Here is an 18,501-nt window from a genome sequence, read left to right as displayed (position 1 = left end):
CCGACCTGGCACGATCGGCGCGTGTCCGGTTCTCTTCACTCAACTCACGTGTACGAAACGCATATCACCGTCCGCTGCGAAACCTCCGCCGAGGCGGAACGGCTGGACCGCTGGGCGACGGCGACCGGTCTCAAGCTGACGCACATCGTCCTCGCCCGTGGCCGAATGCCGGCCCAGCCGATGCTCACACTCACGGGTTCCCCGTCGTACGCCGACGAATCGGCCCGCGCGCGGGAAGTCGGGGCGCTGCTGCGGGCGGCGGGGTTCGAACCGGTGCGCGTCAAGATCGAGTCGTCGCCGTGGGCGCCCGAGGTACCGCGTGAACCACGCGCGGACGAACGGTACTTCGAGCACCACGTGAAGCTGCGGCTGCCCGTGGACGCGGATCTCGACGCCCTGGCCGCGCGGGTCGTCCCGTACGGCGCGCATCTGTCGTGGAACGCCCGTCGGGTGGCGCGAAGCGGCCGGTGGACCGAGCGGTTCGTGACGCAGCGGTGCCGGGGCGTGGACACGGCGGGGGCGGGACGGGCGCTCGACCGGCTGCTGGCGGAACTGCGGGGGCACGAAGTGATTGATACGGAGCGGGAGTTCGTGCTGTACGACAGTGATCTGTCCGTCGACGACGGATGGATCGAGGAGAGCGGAGGCGCGGTCATGGCGGCGCCGGAGGTGTGCGGATGAGCAACCAGAGATCATGGCGGAAACCGCTGCGGGCAGGCGTCGACGCGCCCAAGGTCGCCCTGGACGACAGGACCCGGGAGAACCAGGGGCTGCCCCTCACCCTGCGTACCGTGCCGGGCAAGGACGTGGACCAGCGGCTGGTCTTCGAGCCGGCGCTGAAGCAGCACCCCAACGCCTTCCGGGCGGCCGACCCGGGCTTCGCCGATCCGGCCCGGGGTGAGGCCTGGCGGGTCGCGCGGCGCCGGGCTCTGGAGCTGGTGCTCGACGCGATCGCCGGGTCCGAGTGGGCCGAGTCGCTGGTGCTGCGCGGGAGCGTGCTGATGGCGGCGTGGTTCGGTGAGGCCGCCCGTGAGCCCGGTGACCTGGACTTCGTCGTCGTACCGGACACCTTTTCGATCAGTGACGCACGTGCGGGTCGGATGCTCGCCGGGATCGCGGCGGCGGCCGAGGCCCGGGGAGACGACGAGGTGGGGTTCTCCGCGCGCGAGGCGGTGGTCGAGGACATCTGGACCTATGACCGGGTGCCGGGCCGCCGTATGGTGCTGCCCTGGTCCGCGCCGGAGCTGCCCGGAGGCCATGTGCAGCTCGACTTCGTCTTCAACGAGCGGCTCGCCGAGCCGCCGGTACCGGTGGAGCTGCCGGGCGGCGTGTCGGTCGGGGCGGCGACGCCCGCGCTGTCGCTGGCCTGGAAGCTGATGTGGCTGATCAACGACATGTACGCGCAGGGCAAGGACCTGTACGACGCCGTGCTCCTGGCCGAGCGGTATCCGCTCCCCCACGAGCTGCTGAACGAGGTGTTCCGGCTCTCCGGCGAGTGGCCGCACCACGGACGGGAGCACATCCTGCTCGCCGATGTGGTGGAGGCGGTGGGATACGTCGAGTGGGATCACTTCGTCGTGGAGTACCCGCAACTCGCGGGGAGGGAGCGGGAGTTCGTGGACCGGTTGGTGCGGGCGGTGACGCCGACGTTCGAGGGGCGGTGACTCCGAGGCCTGCTCGGAGACCTGCTCAGAGCGCTGCCGCGCCCCGCTCCCGCAGTGCCTGGTCGTACTGCTGGAGTACCCACAACTCGTTCTGTACGGCGGCCAGTTCGGCCGGGTCGCCGTGGGTGGCCAGGCGGGTGTGGGTGACCTGGACCTCCTGGATCCGGCGTTCCACCGCTCTGCGGCGGACCATGACCAACTGGTCGCTCGCGTACACGTCGTCGACCGTCTTGCGCATGATCGCCTCGACCGCCAGCTCCGTCACCATGGCGCGGACCGTGTTGTCCGGGGCCACCTCGCGGACACGGACCAGGTACTCCTGGGGGTCCTGGGCGCCGTACTCCACACCGCCCACTTCCATGATCGCCTGGCGTACGGCCGCGTAGGGGGTGGCGGTGAACTCGTCCAGGCCGTAGGCGTCGAAGGCCGGGGAGACCAGGTCGGGGCGCTGGAGGGCGAGTTTGAGGAGTTCGCGTTCGGTGGCGTAGACCGGGTTGCGGAGGTTCAGGGCGGGGCCGGAGGGGCCGCCGGACCGGGACGAGGTCGTCTCGTACGGCTGGGACTGGCGCTGCTGGCCGGTGGGGGCCGGGCCCTTGCCGCCGCGGTCCCGGGCCCAACGGGCCAGCTGGGACACCCTCTTGACGACGAACTGGGTGTCCAGGATGCCGAGCATGCCGGCGAGCTGGACCGCGACCTCGTGCTGTGCGCCGCTGTTCTTGATGCGGGCCACGATCGGGGCGGCCTCGTCCAGCGCCGCCGCGCGGCCCACCGGGGTCTCCAGGTCGTAGCGGACGGCGATCTGGCGCAGGGCGAACTCGAAGAGCGGAGTGCGGGGTTCGGCGAGGTCGGCGACGGCCTGGTCGCCCTTGGCGAGGCGCAGGTCGCAGGGGTCCATGCCGTCGGGCGCGATGGCGATGTAGGTCTCGGCGGCGAACTTCTGGTCGTCCTCGAAGGCGCGCAGCGCGGCCTTCTGGCCGGCCGCGTCGCCGTCGAAGGTGAAGATCACGCGGGCCGAGCCGTTGTCCATCAGCAGTCGGCGGAGGATCTTGATGTGGTCGGTGCCGAAGGCCGTGCCACAGGTCGCGATCGCCGTCGTCACACCGGCCAGGTGGCAGGCCATGACGTCCGTGTAACCCTCGACGACGACCGCGCGGCTCGCCTTCGCGATGTCCTTCTTGGCGAGGTCGATGCCGTACAGGACCTGGGATTTCCGGTAGATCGCCGTGTCGGGGGTGTTGAGGTACTTGGGGCCGTTGTCCTCTTCGTACAGCTTCCGCGCGCCGAAGCCGACGACCTCGCCGCCGATGTCGCGGATCGGCCACATCAGGCGGCCCCGGAAGCGGTCGATGGGGCCGCGGCGGCCTTCCTGGGCGATGCCGGACAGGAGGAGTTCCTTGTCCGAGAAGCCCTTGCCGCGGAGGTAGCGGGTGAGGTGGTCCCAGCCCTGGGGGCTGTAGCCGACGGAGAAGTGTTCGGCGGCCGACTGGTCGAAGCCCCGTTCCGCGAGGAACTTGCGGCCCGCGTCCGCCTCGGAGCTGGTGGCCAGCTGCTCCACGTACCACTGCGCGGCGATCTTGTGGGCCTCCACCAGGCGGATGCGCTCGCCGCGCTGGCCCGCGGGGTTGTAGCCGCCCTCCTCGTACCGCAGGGTGATGCCGGCCTGGGCGGCCAGACGCTCGACCACCTCGGAGAAGGAGAGGTGGTCGACCTTCATCACGAACGTGATGGTGTCGCCGCCCTCCTGGCAGCCGAAGCAGTGGAAGAGTCCCTTGCTCGGGCTGACCTGGAAGGACGGTGACTTCTCGTCGTGGAAGGGGCACAGGCCCTTCAGGTTGCCGCCGCCCGCGTTGCGCAGCTGGAGGTACTCGGACACGACGGCGTCGATCGGGACCGCGTCCCGAACCGCCTTCACGTCCTCTTCGTTGATCCTTCCGGCCACGCAGTGAGTCTACGGGGGCGGGCCGACAGTGCCGTGACAGTCGCGGGCGGTATCGCGGCTACGGGACGAGGCTGTCCAGTGGTACGCGCGGGTCGGCCAGTGCCTCCGTGTCCACCTGGGACCGGGAGCGGATGAGCTGCTGGATGGGCTCTGTGACGTCCCACACGTTCACGTTCATCCCGGCCAGCACCCGGTTCTCCTTCACCCAGAAGGCGATGAACTCGCGCTTGGCCGCGTCTCCCCGGATCACCACCTGGTCGTACGAGCCCGGGGGCGCCCAGCCCGAGTACTCCATGCCCATGTCGTACTGGTCGGAGAAGAAATACGGCACGCGGTCGTACGTCGATTCGCGGCCCAGCATCGCGCGGGCCGCCGCCGGGCCGCCGTTGAGGGCGTTGGCCCAGTGTTCGACGCGCAGCCTGGTGTCGAACAGGGCGTGGTGGAAGGCGGCCACGTCACCGGCCGCGTAGATGTCGGGGTCGGAGGTGCGCAGGCGTTCGTCGACCGCGATGCCGCCGCCGTACGCGCGGTCGGCGAGGGTCAGGCCGGCCGCCTCCGCCAGTGCCGTGCGCGGTGCGGCTCCGATGGCCGCCAGGACGTCGTGGGCCGGGTGCTCCTCGCCGTCGTCCGTACGGGCCGCGAGGACCATGCCGTCCTGGCCGACGATCTCCGTCAGGCGGGCGCCGAAGTGGAAGCGGACGCCGTGCTCGCGGTGCAGCTCGGCGAAGAGGTTGCCCAGCTCGGGGCCGAGGACCGACTGCAGCGGGGTCGACGACGGCTCGACGACGGTCACCTCGGCGCCGTACTCCCGTGCCGCCGCCGCGACCTCCAGGCCGATCCAGCCGGCGCCGGCGATCACGAGGTGGCCGTTGTCCCGGCCCAGGGCGGCAAGGACGCCCTTGAGGCGCTCGGCGTGCGCGAGGCGGCGCAGGTGGTGGACACCGGCCAGGCCCGTCCCGGGGATGTCCAGGCGGCGCGGCTCGGCGCCGGTGGCGATGAGCAGTTTGTCGTAGTGGACGAGGGTGCCGTCGTCGCCGAACCGGACCGTCTTCGCCGTACGGTCGATGGCGTCGACGGTCTGGCCGAGGTGGAGTTCGATGTCGTTGCGCGCGTACCAGGCCGGCTCGTGGACGAAGACGCTGTCGCGTTCCTCTTTACCGAGGAGGTAGCCCTTGGAGAGCGGGGGCCGCTCGTACGGGTGGTCGCGTTCGTCGCAGATCAGTATCACGCGGCCGGTGAAGCCCTCCGTCCGGAGCGTCTCGGCCGCCTTGGCGCCGGCCAGTCCGCCTCCGACGATGACGAATGTCTGATCCGCGTCGACCACTTCATGCCTCCTCGTAAGAACGGGTGCCACGTGCTGCTCGTGCCGCGTGTTGCTCGTGCCTTGTGTACGGGTGCCCCCTGGGGAGCGTCCCGCACGGAGTGTGATGGGGGAAGAGGGTGTGGCCCGATCAGGCCACCCAGGGTCACATCTGTGCCATATGCGGTTCATATGGGACCGCACAGAGGTCAGATAGGGGCCATATACGGGTCATATGCCGCCCTTCAGGTGCCCGTGCAGCGAACGCGCCGACGCGTCGGTGAGGGACGCGATCTGGTCGACGATGACCCGCTTGCGCGCACGGTCGTCCGCCGCCTCGTCGAACAGCGCGCGGAACTGGGGGTCAAGGCCGTCCGGGGCGCGGGCGGTGAGCGCCTCGGCGAGTTCGGCGACGACGACGCGCTGGTCGGCGCGGATCAGTTCCTGTTCGGCGCGTTGCATCACGTACCGGTCGGCGACCGCCTTCAGGACCGCGCACTCCAGCCGGGCCTCGCGCGGGACGACCAGTTCCGCCGCGTACCGCGTGAGCCGGCCGTTGCCGTACGCCGCGCGCGTGGCGCCCTCCGCGGCAAGGCAGAAGCGGCCGATGAGCTGGCTGGTGGCGTCCTTCAGCCGGGCCTGGGCGACGGCCGTACCGTCGTAGCCGTGCGGCCACCACTCCTGGTCGAGGAGTCGGTCGAGGGCCTCGGCGAGCTCGGCGGGGTCGGTGTCCGCGCCCACGTAGCGGCCGGTGGCGACCCGGAAGATCTCCTGGCGCTCGGGCTCGGCGTGCAGGCAGTTGGGGTCGATGTGACCGGCGTGCAGACCGTCCTCGACGTCGTGCACCGAGTACGCCACGTCGTCCGCCCAGTCCATGACCTGGGCCTCGAAGGTCGTCCGGGTCCCGGGGGCGCCCTGGCGGACCCAGTCGAAGACCGGTCTGTCGTCGTCGTAGACGCCGAACTTCGGGGAGGCCGGGTCGGTGGGATGCGCGCCGCGCGGCCAGGGGTACTTGGTGGCGGCGTCGAGGGTGGCCCGCGTGAGGTTGAGGCCCACGCTGACGAGGTCGCCGGTGGTGCCGGATCCGCCGGAGACTCCCGATCCGCGCGTGGAATCGAGGCGTTCGCTGCGTACGAAGCGCTTCGGTTCGATCCGGGTGAGGAGCCGGAGGGACTGGGCGTTGCCTTCGAAGCCGCCGCAGTCCGCCGCGAACTCGTTGAGCGCCTGTTCGCCGTTGTGCCCGAAGGGCGGGTGACCCAGGTCGTGCGAGAGGCAGGCCGCCTCGACGAGGTCGGGGTCGCAGCCGAGGGCGGCGCCCAGTTCGCGGCCGACCTGGGCGCATTCCAGGGAGTGCGTGAGGCGGGTGCGGGGGCTGGCGTCCCAGACCCGGCTGCGGGTGCCCGGCGTGACCACCTGGGTTTTGCCTGCCAGCCGTCGTAGCGCGGAGGAGTGCAGCACGCGGGCACGGTCGCGTTGGAAGGCGGTGCGGCCTGGGCGCTTGTCGGGTTCGGCGGCCCAGCGGGCGACTGCCGTCGGGGCGTAGACGGTCAGGGTGTTGTCGCTGGGGGTGGTGTCGCTTTCGGGGGGCTGGGGGGCGGGGGTCGTGTTGGTGCGTGTGCCTTCCATGGTTCGACAGTAAGGGCAGGTACTGACAATTTGGGCGTGTGTGTTTCGCCTGCGCGTCTGCCGGGGGCTGTTTCGTCGGCGGGTGCGGGCGCGTTGTGGCTGGTCGCGCCCACGCGGCGGAGCCGCAAATCGATACAGCCCCGCGCCCCTACATGGCCGGCGCCAGTTCTCGGGTCAGGGATGTTGCGGGGGCCGCGACGGTCTCGTCGTAGCGGTGGAGGATCAGGTGGGCCATCGACGGGTGGGCACCCAGGGGGGCCGCGGCGATCCACGGGGCGGCCTCGGCGCACTCCGTGGCGAAGCGGCCGGGTGCGGTGAAGTACGAGGCCACGGCGACCCGGTGGCGGCCTCGGGCGGTCAGGGCGCGTACGGCTGCGGGGACGGTCGGCGCGGCGGTGGTGGCGTACGCCGGTACGACGGGGACGCCCAGGCGCTCGGCGAGGAGCTGGGCGGTGCGGCGGGTGTCGACGTCCGAGTCGGGGTCGCGGGAACCCGCGGCGGCGAGGACCACCGCGCTCGTCCGGCGCTGCTCGTCGGTCATCCGGGTGCGCCAGCCGGCCTCGACGAGGCGGGCGTACAGGGTCTCGACGAGCAGGGGGTGCGGGCCGAGCGGGGCGGCCACGCGCGTGCGTGCCGACGCCGCCGCGGCCATCTCCGGGATGTCCTGCTTGACGTGGTAGCCGCGGCTGAGCAGCAGCGGTACGAGGACGGCCTCGGCTGTGCCGAGTCCCGCGAGCGTGTCCGGGAGCAGGGGCGCGTTCAGCTCGATGTGTCCCAGGTGCACGGGCACATCGGGGCGCAGTTCGCGGACGCGTTCGGCGAGCGCGCCGACGGTGCTCAGGGCGCGTGGGTCGCGGCTGCCGTGGCCCACGAGGACGAGTGCGGGCGGGGCGGGGCGACGGCTGCCGTCGAGCGAGATGAGGCTGAGCTGGCTGCCGAGCTGGCTGGTGATCCGGTCCATGATGTGCGCCGTACTGTCGAGGTGGGCGCCTCCGGGCGGCCGGGGGCTCTGCGGGTGCTGCGCGGACTCGTCGTAAGAACGGGGCGACGGCGTCATGTACCGATCGTGACGGTACGAGGTTGCCACGCCGTTGCGGCTCGGTCACGGGTCTTTTCCGGGGGTTCACGGTGAAGGCAAGGGGTGTGTGAGTTTGCCTGACCTGCGGTTTCCTGAAGCCGAGTGAAGCTGGTCACGTCGGGGGCGGTGAACCGGGGCCGCGTCGGGGGCGTCTTCCTTGGTCGAAGGCCGCCGAAGGCCACCTGGGAGGGACTCGTCCGATGAGCAGTCCGAAGGCGCGTGGATCGTGGGCGTCTTTGGCGTCTTTGGCGTCTTTGGCGTCTCTGGTGTCTTTGCGTTCGCGTGTGCGTCTGCCTCGTACGCGGGCCGGGCAGCGGCGGGCCGTGCAGGTCGTGATGTCGCTGTGCGTGCTGGCCTTGTTGCCGGCCACCTGGATGTTCGTCGCCACCGGCGACCGACTGCGCGATGTCCCGGACGTGCCGCGTACCGATGTCGCCGTCGTCTTCGGTGCCGGGTTGTGGGGTGGTGAGCCGTCTCCGTACCTCGCGCACCGGTTGGACGCGGCGGCGAAGCTGTACCGGGCGGGGCAGGTGAAGGTGGTGCTCGTCACCGGGGACAACAGCCGCGAGGACTATGACGAGCCGGATGCGATGCGGGCGTATCTGACGCGGCACGGGGTGCCGGACGCGCGGATCGTGAGTGACTACGCCGGGTTCGACACATGGGACTCCTGCGTCCGGGCGAAGAGGATATTCGGGGTCGACCGGGCGGTGCTGATCAGTCAGGGGTTCCATATTCGTCGTGCTGTCGCGTTGTGCGAGGCGGCGGGGGTGGAGTCGTACGGGGTCGGGGTCGAGGCCAGGCATGACGTGACGTGGTACTACGGCGGGGCGCGGGAGATCTTCGCGGCGGGGAAGGCGGCGTTGGACGCGGTGTTCAAGCCTGATCCGCGGTTCCTGGGGCCGGTGGAAGTGGGGGTTCAGCGGGCGTTGCGGGTGAACGGGGAGTGAGAACCTCACCGGCGGCACCGGTCCCCCGGGAGGTCCCCGTGCCTGGTGTGTAACGGGGGGCGTTCCGGGGTGTAACACCGGCGCCGCACGCTGGGCGGTATGGAGACCTCCGTGACGCCCACGCACTGCCCGTACTGCGCCCTGCAGTGCGGGATGAACCTCACGCCGGCAGCAGGCGGGGGCGTCACGGTCACCGAGCGCGTCGACTTCCCGGTCAACCGAGGCGCCCTGTGTAGCAAGGGACGCACCGCACCGGCCCTGCTTTCACCGGCGCTGCGGCTGACCGAGCCGCTCGTCCGGCGTGACGGGATCCTCGTCCCCGCCTCCTGGGAGGAGGCGCTGGACCGGGTCGCCGAAGGACTGACCCGCACGCGTACGGAACATGGCCCGGACGCGTGCGGTGTCTTCGGCGGGGGTGGGCTGACGAACGAGAAGGCCTACGCGCTGGGCAAGTTCGCACGGATCGTTCTCGGGACCTCGCAGATCGACTACAACGGGCGATTCTGCATGTCGTCCGCCGCCGCTGCCGGTAACAAGGCCTTCGGGATCGACCGGGGGCTGCCCTTCCCGATGGAGGACATCCCCAAGACCGGCTGTGTCATCCTCGTCGGCTCCAATCTCGCCGAGACCATGCCGCCTGCCCTCCGTTATCTCACCGAACTCAAGGAGAACGGGGGGACGTTGATCGTCATCGATCCGCGTCGGACCCGTACCGCCGAGCAGGCCGATCTGCATCTCGCGCCGCGTCCCGGCACCGATCTCGCCCTCGCCCTGGGCCTGTTGCACCTGGTCGTGTCCCAGGGCCGCACCGACGAGGCGTACATCGAGGAACGGACGAGCGGCTGGGAGGAGACGCGGGCGGCGGCGATGGCCCACTGGCCGGAGTACGTGGAGCGGATCACCGGGGTGCCCGTGCCCCAGCTCCGGGAGGCCGTGCGGATGTTCTGCGAGCCGGCCAACGCGATGGTGCTCACCGCGCGTGGACCCGAGCAGCAGTCCAAGGGGACGGACACGGTGAGCGCGTGGATCAACCTGTGTCTGGCGACCGGGCGTTCGGGGCGGCCGTACTCCGGATACGGATGTCTGACCGGGCAGGGCAACGGGCAGGGCGGGCGTGAACACGGCCAGAAGGCGGACCAGTTGCCCGGCTACCGCAAGCTGACCGACCCGGAGGCCCGGCGCCACGTGGCCGGCGTGTGGGGTGTCGATCCGGACTCGTTGCCGGGGCCCGGGCTGAGCGCGTACGAACTCCTCGACGCGCTCGGCTCCGACATCCGCTCCCTGCTGCTGATGGGGTCCAATCCGGTGGTCTCCGCACCCCGGGCCGCGCACATCCAACAGCGCCTGGAATCACTGGACTTCCTGGTCGTCGCGGATGTCGTGCTGTCCGAGACCGCCGCGCTCGCCGATGTCGTCCTGCCCGTGACCCAGTGGGCGGAGGAGACCGGTACGACCACCAATCTGGAGGGGCGGGTGCTTCTGCGCAGGCAGGCCGTCGCTCCCCCGGACGGGGTCCGCAGCGATCTGTACGTTCTGCATCAACTCGCGGCACGCGCAGGGGTGGAGAAGGGGTTCCCGGTCGACCCCGAAGAGGTCTTCGAGGAGTTGCGGCGGGCCAGCGCGGGCGGGATCGCCGACTACTCGGGGATCACCTACCGGCGGCTCGCCGAGGAGAACGGCGTCTTCTGGCCCTGCCCGGCGCAGGACGACCAGCCGGACGAACAGCGGCACGAGCAGCAGCACGATCAACGGCACGAGCACGACGACCAGTCGCAGGCAGCGCCGCATCCCGGTTCGCCCCGTCTCTTCCTCGACCGGTTCGGGACCGAGGACGGGCGGGCCCGGTTCGCGCCGGTGACGTACCGGCCGATCGCCGAGGAGCCGGACGCCGAGTACCCGGTACTGCTGACCACCGGGCGGGTCGTGGCCCAGTACCAGTCCGGGGCCCAGACGCGGCGGGTCGACGAGCTCAACGCCGCCGCGCCCGGGCCGTTCGTGGAGCTGCATCCCCGGCTGGCCGCGCGGCTGGGAGCCGGGGAGGGGGATGCCATCGCCGTCGTGTCACGGCGCGGGCGGGCGGTGGCGCCGGCGCGGATCACCACCTCGATCCGCCCCGACACCGTCTTCATGCCGTTCCACTGGCCGGGCGAGGGCCGGGCCAACACGCTGACCAATCCGGCGCTCGACCCGACCTCACGGATGCCGGAGTTCAAGGCGTGCGCGGTACGGCTGGAGACCGTACGTCCTTGAGAGGCAGGTGAGTTGGGGTGCGCAGTACTACCAGGTGACCGGGAGGGTGCGTACGCCGTGGACCGCGCGGCCCTCGTGGGCGTCCACCTCGGCCGGGGCCGTCAGCCGTAGGCCGGGCAGGCGGCGGAACAGGGTGGGCAGGGCGATCTGGAGTTCGGCGCGGGCGAGGGACTGGCCGAGGCAGTTGTGCAGGCCGTGGCTGAACGTCAGGTGATGCTGGGTCTCCCGGGTGATGTCGAAGGTGTCCGGGTCCGTGAACGCGCCGGGGTCCCGGTTGGCGGCCTGGAGCGCGACGACGACGCCTTCCCCGGCCCGTACGGTGACGCCACCGATCTCCACGTCCTGCGTGGCGATGCGCCGCATCCCGACGTGAACGACCGTGAGATAGCGCAGGAGTTCCTCGACCGCTCCTGGCACCAGCTCCGGATCGGCCTGCAGCGCGGCCAGCTGGGCGGGGTGGGACAGCAGGGTCACCACGCCCAGCGACAGCATGCTCGCCGTCGTCTCGTGCCCCGCGATGAGCAGCATCACGGCAAGTCCGGCGGCTTCGGCGGGGGTTGCCTCGCCGGTGGCCACGCGTTCGGCCGCGAGCCTGCTCAGCAGGTCGTCGCCGGGGTCGGCGGTCTTGGCGGCGAGCAGTTCCATCAGGTATCCGAACAGCGCGCCCCAGCCGGCCCGCATCGCCTCGGGCCCGTCGGTCACGGTGGCGAACGCGGCGGCTTGGCGATGGATGAACTCCCGGTCCGCGTACGGCACTCCGAGGAGTTCACAGATGACGAGCAACGGCAGTGGCAGGGTGAAGTGCTCCACCAGATCGACATCGGGCCCCTTGGCCACCAGGTCGTCGATGAGCCGGTCGGTCAACTGCTGGATGGACGGGCGCAGTTCTTCGGCGCGGCGGAAGGTGAAGTCGGGGATCAGCATCCGGCGAAGCCGGGTGTGGTCGGGCGCGTCCATGGCGAACAGCTGGCCGGGTGTGGGTGGCGGCGGGGTCGGCTGGAGGCCGGGGAACCCCTCCCGGTGGTTCTCGGCGCTGAAGCGGGCGTCCGCCAGGACGGCACGGGCGTCCTCGTGCCGGGTGACCAGCCAGGGGGTGTTGCCGCCCCAGAGCGCGATACGGCTGATCCGGCCCCGCTCGCGCAGCAGGGTGAACTCGGCGGGCGGGTCGAGCAGGGCGGTGCGCCGCATGGGCAGTGGGGGGAACGTGGTCTCGGACATGGTCGGTGTCTCCGCGTGGTGGGGGGGCGGGGGCATGGTCGGTGCCAAGGCTCGGCCAACGCCTGCGGCACGGTCGGTACCCAGGCGCAGGCGGTGCGCCTGAGCGAGGCCGGTGCCCAGACGCAGGCGGTGTACCTGGGCGAGCGATCGGGTGCCTAGGCGCGGTCGGTGGGCGGGGTTGCGGGCAGGCCGGCGAGTTTCAGGAGCAGGCCCTTGACGTCGGTGGCGGCGATGGTCTCGCTGCCGTGCTCCGGTTCCGAGCACAGCAGTACGGGGCCGTGGTCGGGGTCGCTCGGGAGGCGGCCGTGGCTGCCGCGGACGCCCGAGGGGTCCAACGGGACCGTCTGCATGCGGTAGCGGAACCCCAGCTTCTTGCGGGCGAGTTGACCGGCCGCATGCAGTTTCACCGACGGGTTGGTGTCGTCCCACAGCAGTTCGGCGGGGTCGTAGCCGGGCTTGCGGTGGATCTCGACCTGGCGGGCGAAGTCGGGGGCGCGGTCGTCGTCGAGCCAGTAGTAGTACGTGAACCACGCGTCGGCGTCCGCCACCGCGACCAGCTCTCCCGAACGCTCATGGTCCAGGCCCTGGGCCGCCTTGCCCATCTCGCCCAACACCTGTTCCACACCGTCGAGTTCACCGAGGATCTTGGCGACCTCGCGTACGTCGGCCGGGTCCCGGACATAGACGTGCGCCACCTGGTGGTCGGCGACGGCGAAGGCACGGGAGGTCCAGGGGTCGAGGTACTCCATGCCGTCCTGGGTGTACACCTCCAGGAGTCCGGCCCGGCGCAGGGTCCGGTTGATGTCCACGGGGCGGGAGACCGGGGTGATGCCGTACTCGCTCAGCGCCACCACCGTGGCGCCGGCGGCGAGGAAGTGGTCGATCAACGGGCGCAGGGCGTCGTCGAGTCGGCGGGCTGCGCGGATCGACGCGTCGGACTGCGGGCCGGAGCGCTGCGGTTCGTAGTCCATCTCCGGGATGTAGACCAGGGTCAGGTCGGGGTCGTGTTCGTCGAAGACCTGGCGGGCGGCGCCCAGGATCCACTGGGTGGAGGGCATGCCGGCGTTCGGGCCCCAGTAGGTGAACAGGGGGAAGGGGCCCAGCCGTTCGGTGAGTTCGTCGTGCAGGGAGGGCGGCCAGGTGTAGCAGTCGGGTTCCTTGCGGCCGTCGGAGTAGTAGATCGGGCGCGGGGTCACCGTCCAGTCGACGTCGGCGCCCATGGCGTACCACCAGCAGATGTTGGCGACCGTGTAGCCGGGGAGCCGTTTTCGGGCCGCGTCCCAGATCTTCTCGCCGCCGACGAGGGCGTTGTGCTGCCGCCAGAGGAGTACTTCACCGAGGTCGCGGAAGTACCAGCCGTTGGACACCGCGCCGTGTGTGGAGGGGAGTTCGCCGGTGAGGAAGGTCGACTGGGCGGTGCAGGTGACGGCGGGGAGCGTGGTGCCGAGGGTGGCCTGGAAGCCGCGGTCGGCGAGGGCGGCGACGGCGGGCATGTGACGCAGGAGGGCGGGGGTGAGACCGACGATGTCCAGGACGACGAGTCGGTTGGCGTTCGGGGTTTCGGTCATGAGGGGTTCCTTACGGCCGGTCATGAGTGGTCCTCCTTGAGGCCCAGACCGGTCAACCGGTCGCGGGCCCAGGCGAGTTCGGCGGCGATGCCGGCGGCGAGGTCGGCGGGCGGGCGGGGCAGGACGGACCAGGTGTAGGTCTCGACCTCGATGTGGTCGCAGACGGCGCTCGGGCCGCCGAGAAGTCCGTTGAGGACGGTGGTGAGTTGGCCGGCGGTGGTACGGAGGGGTGGTTCGGGTTCGGCGTGCAGCGGGGCGTGGAAGTGTGTCCGCCAGGGGCTGTCCGCGCCGACCGCCGGAAGCCCGCCGCCGTCCAGGGCGTCCGGCAGGTCGTCGACGCCGACCACCGTGCCGTCACTGACCGTTCGGGTCTGGTGGAGGAACCGTCGTTCAGCCAGTTCGCGCAGGGCCGCACGGGCGCGCGGGTCGGTCGGGTCGGGGGCCTCGACCGCGCAGGACGCCTGGAGTTTGACGACCGGCAGACCGGCGTCGGCGAGCCGCCCGAGGGCTTCGCCGGGCTCCTCGAACTGGACGGCGAGATGGCAGGCGTCCAGGCAGACGCCGAGGTAGTCGCGGTCCACGTCGGCGAACTCCCGTACCGCCTGGGTGGTGGTCTCCACGACGCACCCCGGTTCCGGTTCGAAGCCGACCCGGATACGGCGGCCGGTGTCCGATTCCAACTCTGCCAATCCTGACGCCAGTTGGTCCAGCGCGCGGCGGGCCGTGTCCGCGCGCTCTGTCGGCCACGGGGTGCGCCAGCCCAGCGGGAGGGTGGAGACGCTGCCGCGTCGGGCGTCGTCGGGGAGGAGGGCGGCGAGGACGCGGGCGCAGTCGAGGGTGTAGGCGAGTCGGGCCGGGTCGGCCCAGTCGGGGAGGTAGACGTCCTTCTTGACGACCTCGCGGTGGAACCCCTCGTACGGGAAGGCGTTGAGGGTGACCGTCTCCAGGCCGCGTGCCGCGAGTTCGCGCTTGAGGGTCGTCAACGCCCCTTCGTCAGCGGCGAGTTCGGTGACGGCGGTGCGGGCCAGCCAGAGGCCGATCCCGAGCCGGCCGACGCCGAGCCGCTCCCGTACGGGTTCGGCGTGGGCGCCGAGCTGGGCGATGACCCCGGCGAGGTCCTCGGCCTGGTGGACGTTGCTGCAGTACGCGAGGTGGACGGGGGTGCCGTCGGGGTGGAGGAAGCGCACGGGCCGCTCACTCTCCCCCGCGCCGGATGGAGTTGCCCTCGAACGACGAGGTCTCGTCGGGCTTCGGCTCACCGTCCGTGTCGTCCAGGTCGAGGCGTCCGCTCTGGCCGTAGAAAGCGACGGGGTTGCGCCACAGGACGCGGTCGACGTCGTCGTCCGTGAAGCCGTCGGCGAGCATGGCGTCGCCGGTCTTGCGGGTCTTCAGGGGGTCCGAACTGCCCCAGTCCGCCGCCGAGTTGATGAGAACTCGGTCCAGGCCGTGCTCCTGGAGGATGCGGACCATCCGGTCCTCGCTCATCTTCGTCTTCGGGTAGACGGAGAACCCGGCCCAGCAGCCGCTGTCGAGGACCATGCCGACCGTCAGCTCGTTGAGGTGGTCCAGGACGACGAGTTCGGGGGCGATGCCCGACTCCCGTACGACGTCCAGGGTGCGCCTGGTCCCGGCCGCCTTGTCGCGGTGCGGGGTGTGGACGAGGGCGGGCAGTCCGTGTTCGACGGCGAGTTGGAGCTGACGGGCGAGGACCTCGTCCTCCTCCTTGGTCATCGAGTCGTAGCCGATCTCACCGACGGCGACAACCCGGTCCTTGGCGAGGTAGCGGGGCAGTTCGTCGAGGACGGGGAGGCAGCGAGGGTCGTTCGCCTCCTTCGGGTTGAGGGCGATCGTGCAGAAGTGCTGGATGCCGAACTGGGCCGCCCGGTACGGCTCCCAGCCGAGCAGCGAGTCGAAGTAGTCGTAGAAGGTGTCGGGCGAGGTGCGGGGCTGGCCGAGCCAGAAGGCGGGCTCGACGACGGCCCGGACCCCGGCCGCGTACATCGCCTCGTAGTCGTCGGTGGTGCGGGAGGACATGTGGATGTGGGGGTCGAAGATGCGCATGATCACACGGTTTCGTCGGTGATGGAGGTGAGGGCGGAAGTGGTGAAGGGGCGCACGAGGGGGGCGATGTCCGCGGGTACGGGGCGTCCGGCCGCCGTCCGTTCGCGGGCGAAGTCGCTGAGCATGCGGGCGAGTTCGGCGTCGGCTCGGTCGTCCAGTCCGGCGATGCGGGCGAGTGGGATCTCGCAGAAGACGCACTTCAGGACGGCCTGGCGGTACTCGTCCGCCGGGAGGTGGGCCGCCGCGTACGGGCCGAGAGCGGCCTCGATCAGCGTGTTGTCGTTGCCGCGCAGGGTCTGCCGTACGAGGTCCAGGAACCGGCCGGTCCCCTCCCGGTCGAGCTGTGGCAACGCCCGTAGGACGGCCCGCTGTTCGGCGGGGTCGCCGTAGCGGTGCAGTGCCACCACCTCGTCGGTGAGGGCCTGGTCGCGCAGGGGCAGCGCGGCCAGGAGCAGAGCGCGGGCGGCTTCGTCGACGGTCCGGCCGTCGGGCAGCGGGGCGCGTCCGCAGTGGCGGCGGACGGCGGGGAAGCGGGTCCGGATGGCGGCAGGGGATGCGGCGACTTCGGTCAGGGCGGTGTCGAGCCAGGCGCGGGCTTCGGCGGCGAGGGGCAGGACGGATGCATCGGAAAGCGGCATGGCACGGTTCCAGAAAGGGAGTTGGAGAGTTGGAGAGTTGGAGAGGAAGGCAGGGGGCCGGAGGAGCCCGGAGGAGGCCGGAGAGGGCTGCAGGAGGCCGGAACAGGGATCGCGAGATTCTCGTGAACAAGTGGTGGGGCGGCAGGCTCAGGAGGCGAGCAGGCTGCGGGCCTCGGCTCGGCGCAGGAACTCCAGCGAGCTGCGGGCGATGTCGGGGGCGTCCAGAGCGCCGCCCTGGATCTCGACGGACACCAGGCCGCGATGGCCGAGGTCGGTCAACGCCGCCAGCACCGGCGGGAAGTCGATCTCACCGGCGCCGAACTCCAGATGCCGGTGGACCCCGCGGACCATGTCCTCGATCTGGACGTTCAGCAGGTGCGGCGCGGCCAGGTCGACGCAGTCGAGCAGCGTCGGCTCCTCCACGCAGTGGGCGTGTCCGATGTCCAGGGTGACGCCGAACAGCTCGTGTCCGCCGACCAGTTCGCGCAGTCTCAGACATTTCGCGACCGTGTCGACGAACATGTGCGGCTCGGGTTCGAAGGCCAGCGCGACCCCGTACGCCTCCGCCGTCTCCAGCGCCGCACCGACGCCCGCGGCCAGCCGCCGCCACGCCTCCGGCTCCGGGATGCCGTCCGGGGCCGGTCCGCTGCACAACTGGACGCTGGGCGAGCCGAGTTCGGCGGCGATGCGTACGGCACGCCGCAGCAGGTCGACGCGGCGTTCCGGTCGGCCGGACATCAGGGTCGGCTGGTGCTTGCCCCAGGGGTCGAGGAAGTAGGGCGCCCCGGTCTCGACCGTGACGGTCAGCCCAAGTCGCGCCAACTGCTGGCGAACACGGTCGACTTGGCCGTCCAGGTCTTCGGCGTACGGGTCGAGGTGGTTGTGGTCGAGGGTGAGGGCCACGCCGTCGTAGCCCAGGTCGGCGAGGATGCCGAGGACGTCGGAGAGGCGGTGGTGGGTGAACCCGTTGGTGCCGTAGCCGAATCTCAGGCCCATGGCCCGCCCTTCGTCACATGGCTCATGACCGGGCCCAAGACACCGTTCAGGACACAGTTCAAGGCACAGCTCGTGGCATGGCTCACGGCATTGCTCATGTCGGGGACACCCGCCTTGCCAGGCGCTGCGCCACCGGGTGCAGGGCACCCAGGAGCGCGCCGGCGACGGGTGCTCCGGCGCGCGCCGTGAGCGCCGCCTGCAGGGGGACCATGGCAAGGATGCCCGCCCCCACCGCACGCCGTACGGAACTCGCGCGTGGATCGCGTACGGCCCTCAACTGCGCCCAGCCGTACGTCCCCAGGTAGGCGATAACTCCGGCGGAGGCGACGGCTGTTCGGGCGATCTCCTCGCGGGGCAGGGTGCGTCGGGGCGGGAGAACGGCCGGGAGCAGAGAAGGCAGCACCGTCGACAGCGCCGTGGCCGACGACACGGCGAGCGTCGTGGCCGGCAGTCGCGCCGGTGCGCCGGAGATCTCGTGGCGGCTGAGGGCGGTGATCGTGTAGGTGTGCACCCCGGTGAGGAGCGCGGGGACGGCGCCGCGAGCGAGCGCGCCGGCCGTACCACCCCCACGGGCGTGCCACGGGGGGTTGCCGCCACCGGCGACCGCGCCGGCCAGCACGTCGAGCGCACGCGCGCCCGCCATCGCCGCCGGACCGGCCGGAGTCGACTTCAACTTCAGGTCGTACGCCCATATCAGCGCCGTCAGCGGCAGGGCGACGGCGAGCCCGCGTCGGCCGCCCGACACGGCGGCGAGACCGAGTCCGGCGCCGGTCAGACCGGTGGCGACGGCCAGCGCGGTCCGGCGCGGTACCCGGCCGGAGGGCACCGGACGGGCGGGCCGCTCGACCGAGTCGACGGCTGCGTCGGCGTAGTCGTTGAGGGCCATGCCGGCCCAGTAGAGACAGACGGAGGACGCCATCGCGCCAACCGTCCGGGGGCCGAGGCGGCGGCGCGCCGCGGTCGCGCCCGCCAGGATGTCGCCGGGGACGCTCAGCGCGGCCGGGGCTCTGACAAGGCTCACCAGGTCGGAAAGTGGGGGTGGTTGAAAATTGGCGTGGTGGGGGGGTTGTCGGGAACCGTCGGGGGGAAATGGTTTCCGGTCACTCATGGATCAATCATTACTGAAGATGTTTGAAAGCTAACACTCTTGACCCATGTTCCTTTTTGTGAGGAACGCGACAACTGGATCTTGTTGACATTTTCTTCGCGCGAC

The 18,501-nt window shown here is 71.1% G+C and carries 15 protein-coding genes; 4 read left to right on the top strand and 11 right to left on the bottom strand.

Annotated features, from left to right (window positions below):
* The first annotated feature begins 48 nt into the window (after positions 1-48).
* Together G3I71_RS26470 and G3I71_RS26465 are read left to right on the top strand one after the other, a co-directional pair.
* On the top strand, positions 49-681 hold the full coding sequence (locus G3I71_RS26470; protein ID WP_164318021.1) for a hypothetical protein: 633 nt from the start codon (positions 49-51) through the stop codon (positions 679-681).
* Positions 678-1,664 carry a nucleotidyl transferase AbiEii/AbiGii toxin family protein gene (locus G3I71_RS26465; protein WP_164318019.1) on the top strand — a complete coding sequence of 329 codons (987 nt, stop codon included), beginning with the start codon at positions 678-680 and terminating at the stop codon, positions 1,662-1,664. The genes G3I71_RS26470 and G3I71_RS26465 overlap by 4 nt, the downstream gene beginning before the upstream one ends.
* Before the next feature lie 25 nt (positions 1,665-1,689).
* Here G3I71_RS26465 and dnaG read toward each other — a convergent pair whose 3' ends face one another.
* From dnaG to G3I71_RS26445, 4 genes are all read right to left on the bottom strand, one after another.
* On the bottom strand, positions 1,690-3,603 hold the full coding sequence (dnaG, locus tag G3I71_RS26460; RefSeq protein ID WP_164318017.1) for a DNA primase: 1,914 nt from the start codon (positions 3,601-3,603) through the stop codon (positions 1,690-1,692).
* A gap of 58 nt (positions 3,604-3,661) precedes the next feature.
* Positions 3,662-4,927, bottom strand: coding sequence for an FAD-dependent oxidoreductase (locus G3I71_RS26455; RefSeq protein ID WP_164318015.1), 1,266 nt, complete (start codon positions 4,925-4,927; stop codon positions 3,662-3,664).
* Positions 4,928-5,134: 207 nt separating this feature from the next.
* Positions 5,135-6,529, bottom strand: a complete 1,395-nt coding sequence (locus G3I71_RS26450; RefSeq protein ID WP_164318013.1) for a deoxyguanosinetriphosphate triphosphohydrolase — start codon at positions 6,527-6,529, stop codon at positions 5,135-5,137.
* A 148-nt stretch (positions 6,530-6,677) separates the two neighbouring features.
* Positions 6,678-7,586 (bottom strand): sirohydrochlorin chelatase, encoded by a 909-nt coding sequence (locus tag G3I71_RS26445; RefSeq protein ID WP_164318011.1) that lies wholly within the window; start codon positions 7,584-7,586, stop codon positions 6,678-6,680.
* Between the two features lie 356 nt (positions 7,587-7,942).
* On the opposite strand from G3I71_RS26445, the gene G3I71_RS26440 reads away from it, so the two are divergent.
* Both G3I71_RS26440 and G3I71_RS26435 read left to right on the top strand, forming a co-directional pair.
* The gene (locus G3I71_RS26440) at positions 7,943-8,557 is read left to right on the top strand and encodes a vancomycin high temperature exclusion protein (RefSeq protein WP_164318220.1); all 615 of its coding nucleotides are present in this window, start codon (positions 7,943-7,945) and stop codon (positions 8,555-8,557) included.
* 99 nt (positions 8,558-8,656) lie between these two features.
* A complete protein-coding gene (locus G3I71_RS26435) occupies positions 8,657-10,807 on the top strand; it encodes a molybdopterin oxidoreductase family protein (RefSeq protein WP_164318009.1) in 2,151 nt (716 codons plus the stop codon).
* Between the two features lie 27 nt (positions 10,808-10,834).
* Here G3I71_RS26435 and G3I71_RS26430 read toward each other — a convergent pair whose 3' ends face one another.
* The 7 genes from G3I71_RS26430 to G3I71_RS26400 form a co-directional block, all read right to left on the bottom strand.
* Complete coding sequence (locus G3I71_RS26430) at positions 10,835-12,025, bottom strand: cytochrome P450 (protein WP_164318008.1); 1,191 nt, start codon at positions 12,023-12,025, stop codon at positions 10,835-10,837.
* 155 nt (positions 12,026-12,180) lie between these two features.
* The gene (locus G3I71_RS26425; protein WP_164318006.1) at positions 12,181-13,593 is read right to left on the bottom strand and encodes an alkaline phosphatase family protein; all 1,413 of its coding nucleotides are present in this window, start codon (positions 13,591-13,593) and stop codon (positions 12,181-12,183) included.
* A 20-nt stretch (positions 13,594-13,613) separates the two neighbouring features.
* Entirely contained in the window at positions 13,614-14,780 is a 1,167-nt protein-coding gene (gene eboE / locus G3I71_RS26420; protein ID WP_164318004.1) for a metabolite traffic protein EboE, read from the bottom strand.
* Positions 14,781-14,787: 7 nt separating this feature from the next.
* Positions 14,788-15,654 (bottom strand): TatD family hydrolase, encoded by an 867-nt coding sequence (locus tag G3I71_RS26415; RefSeq protein WP_164318002.1) that lies wholly within the window; start codon positions 15,652-15,654, stop codon positions 14,788-14,790.
* Between the two features lie 2 nt (positions 15,655-15,656).
* Complete coding sequence (locus G3I71_RS26410) at positions 15,657-16,292, bottom strand: EboA domain-containing protein (RefSeq protein WP_164318000.1); 636 nt, start codon at positions 16,290-16,292, stop codon at positions 15,657-15,659.
* Between the two features lie 147 nt (positions 16,293-16,439).
* On the bottom strand, positions 16,440-17,288 hold the full coding sequence (locus G3I71_RS26405; protein ID WP_164317998.1) for a sugar phosphate isomerase/epimerase: 849 nt from the start codon (positions 17,286-17,288) through the stop codon (positions 16,440-16,442).
* A 94-nt stretch (positions 17,289-17,382) separates the two neighbouring features.
* Complete coding sequence (locus tag G3I71_RS26400) at positions 17,383-18,309, bottom strand: SCO3242 family prenyltransferase (RefSeq protein ID WP_164317996.1); 927 nt, start codon at positions 18,307-18,309, stop codon at positions 17,383-17,385.
* Between the last annotated feature and the right edge of the window lie 192 nt (positions 18,310-18,501).

The organism is Streptomyces sp. SID12501 (assembly GCF_010550245.1).
Taxonomy (GTDB): domain Bacteria; phylum Actinomycetota; class Actinomycetes; order Streptomycetales; family Streptomycetaceae; genus Streptomyces.
The sequence above is the reverse complement of the archived record's forward strand: the minus strand, read 5'-3'. Positions and strand labels throughout refer to the sequence as shown.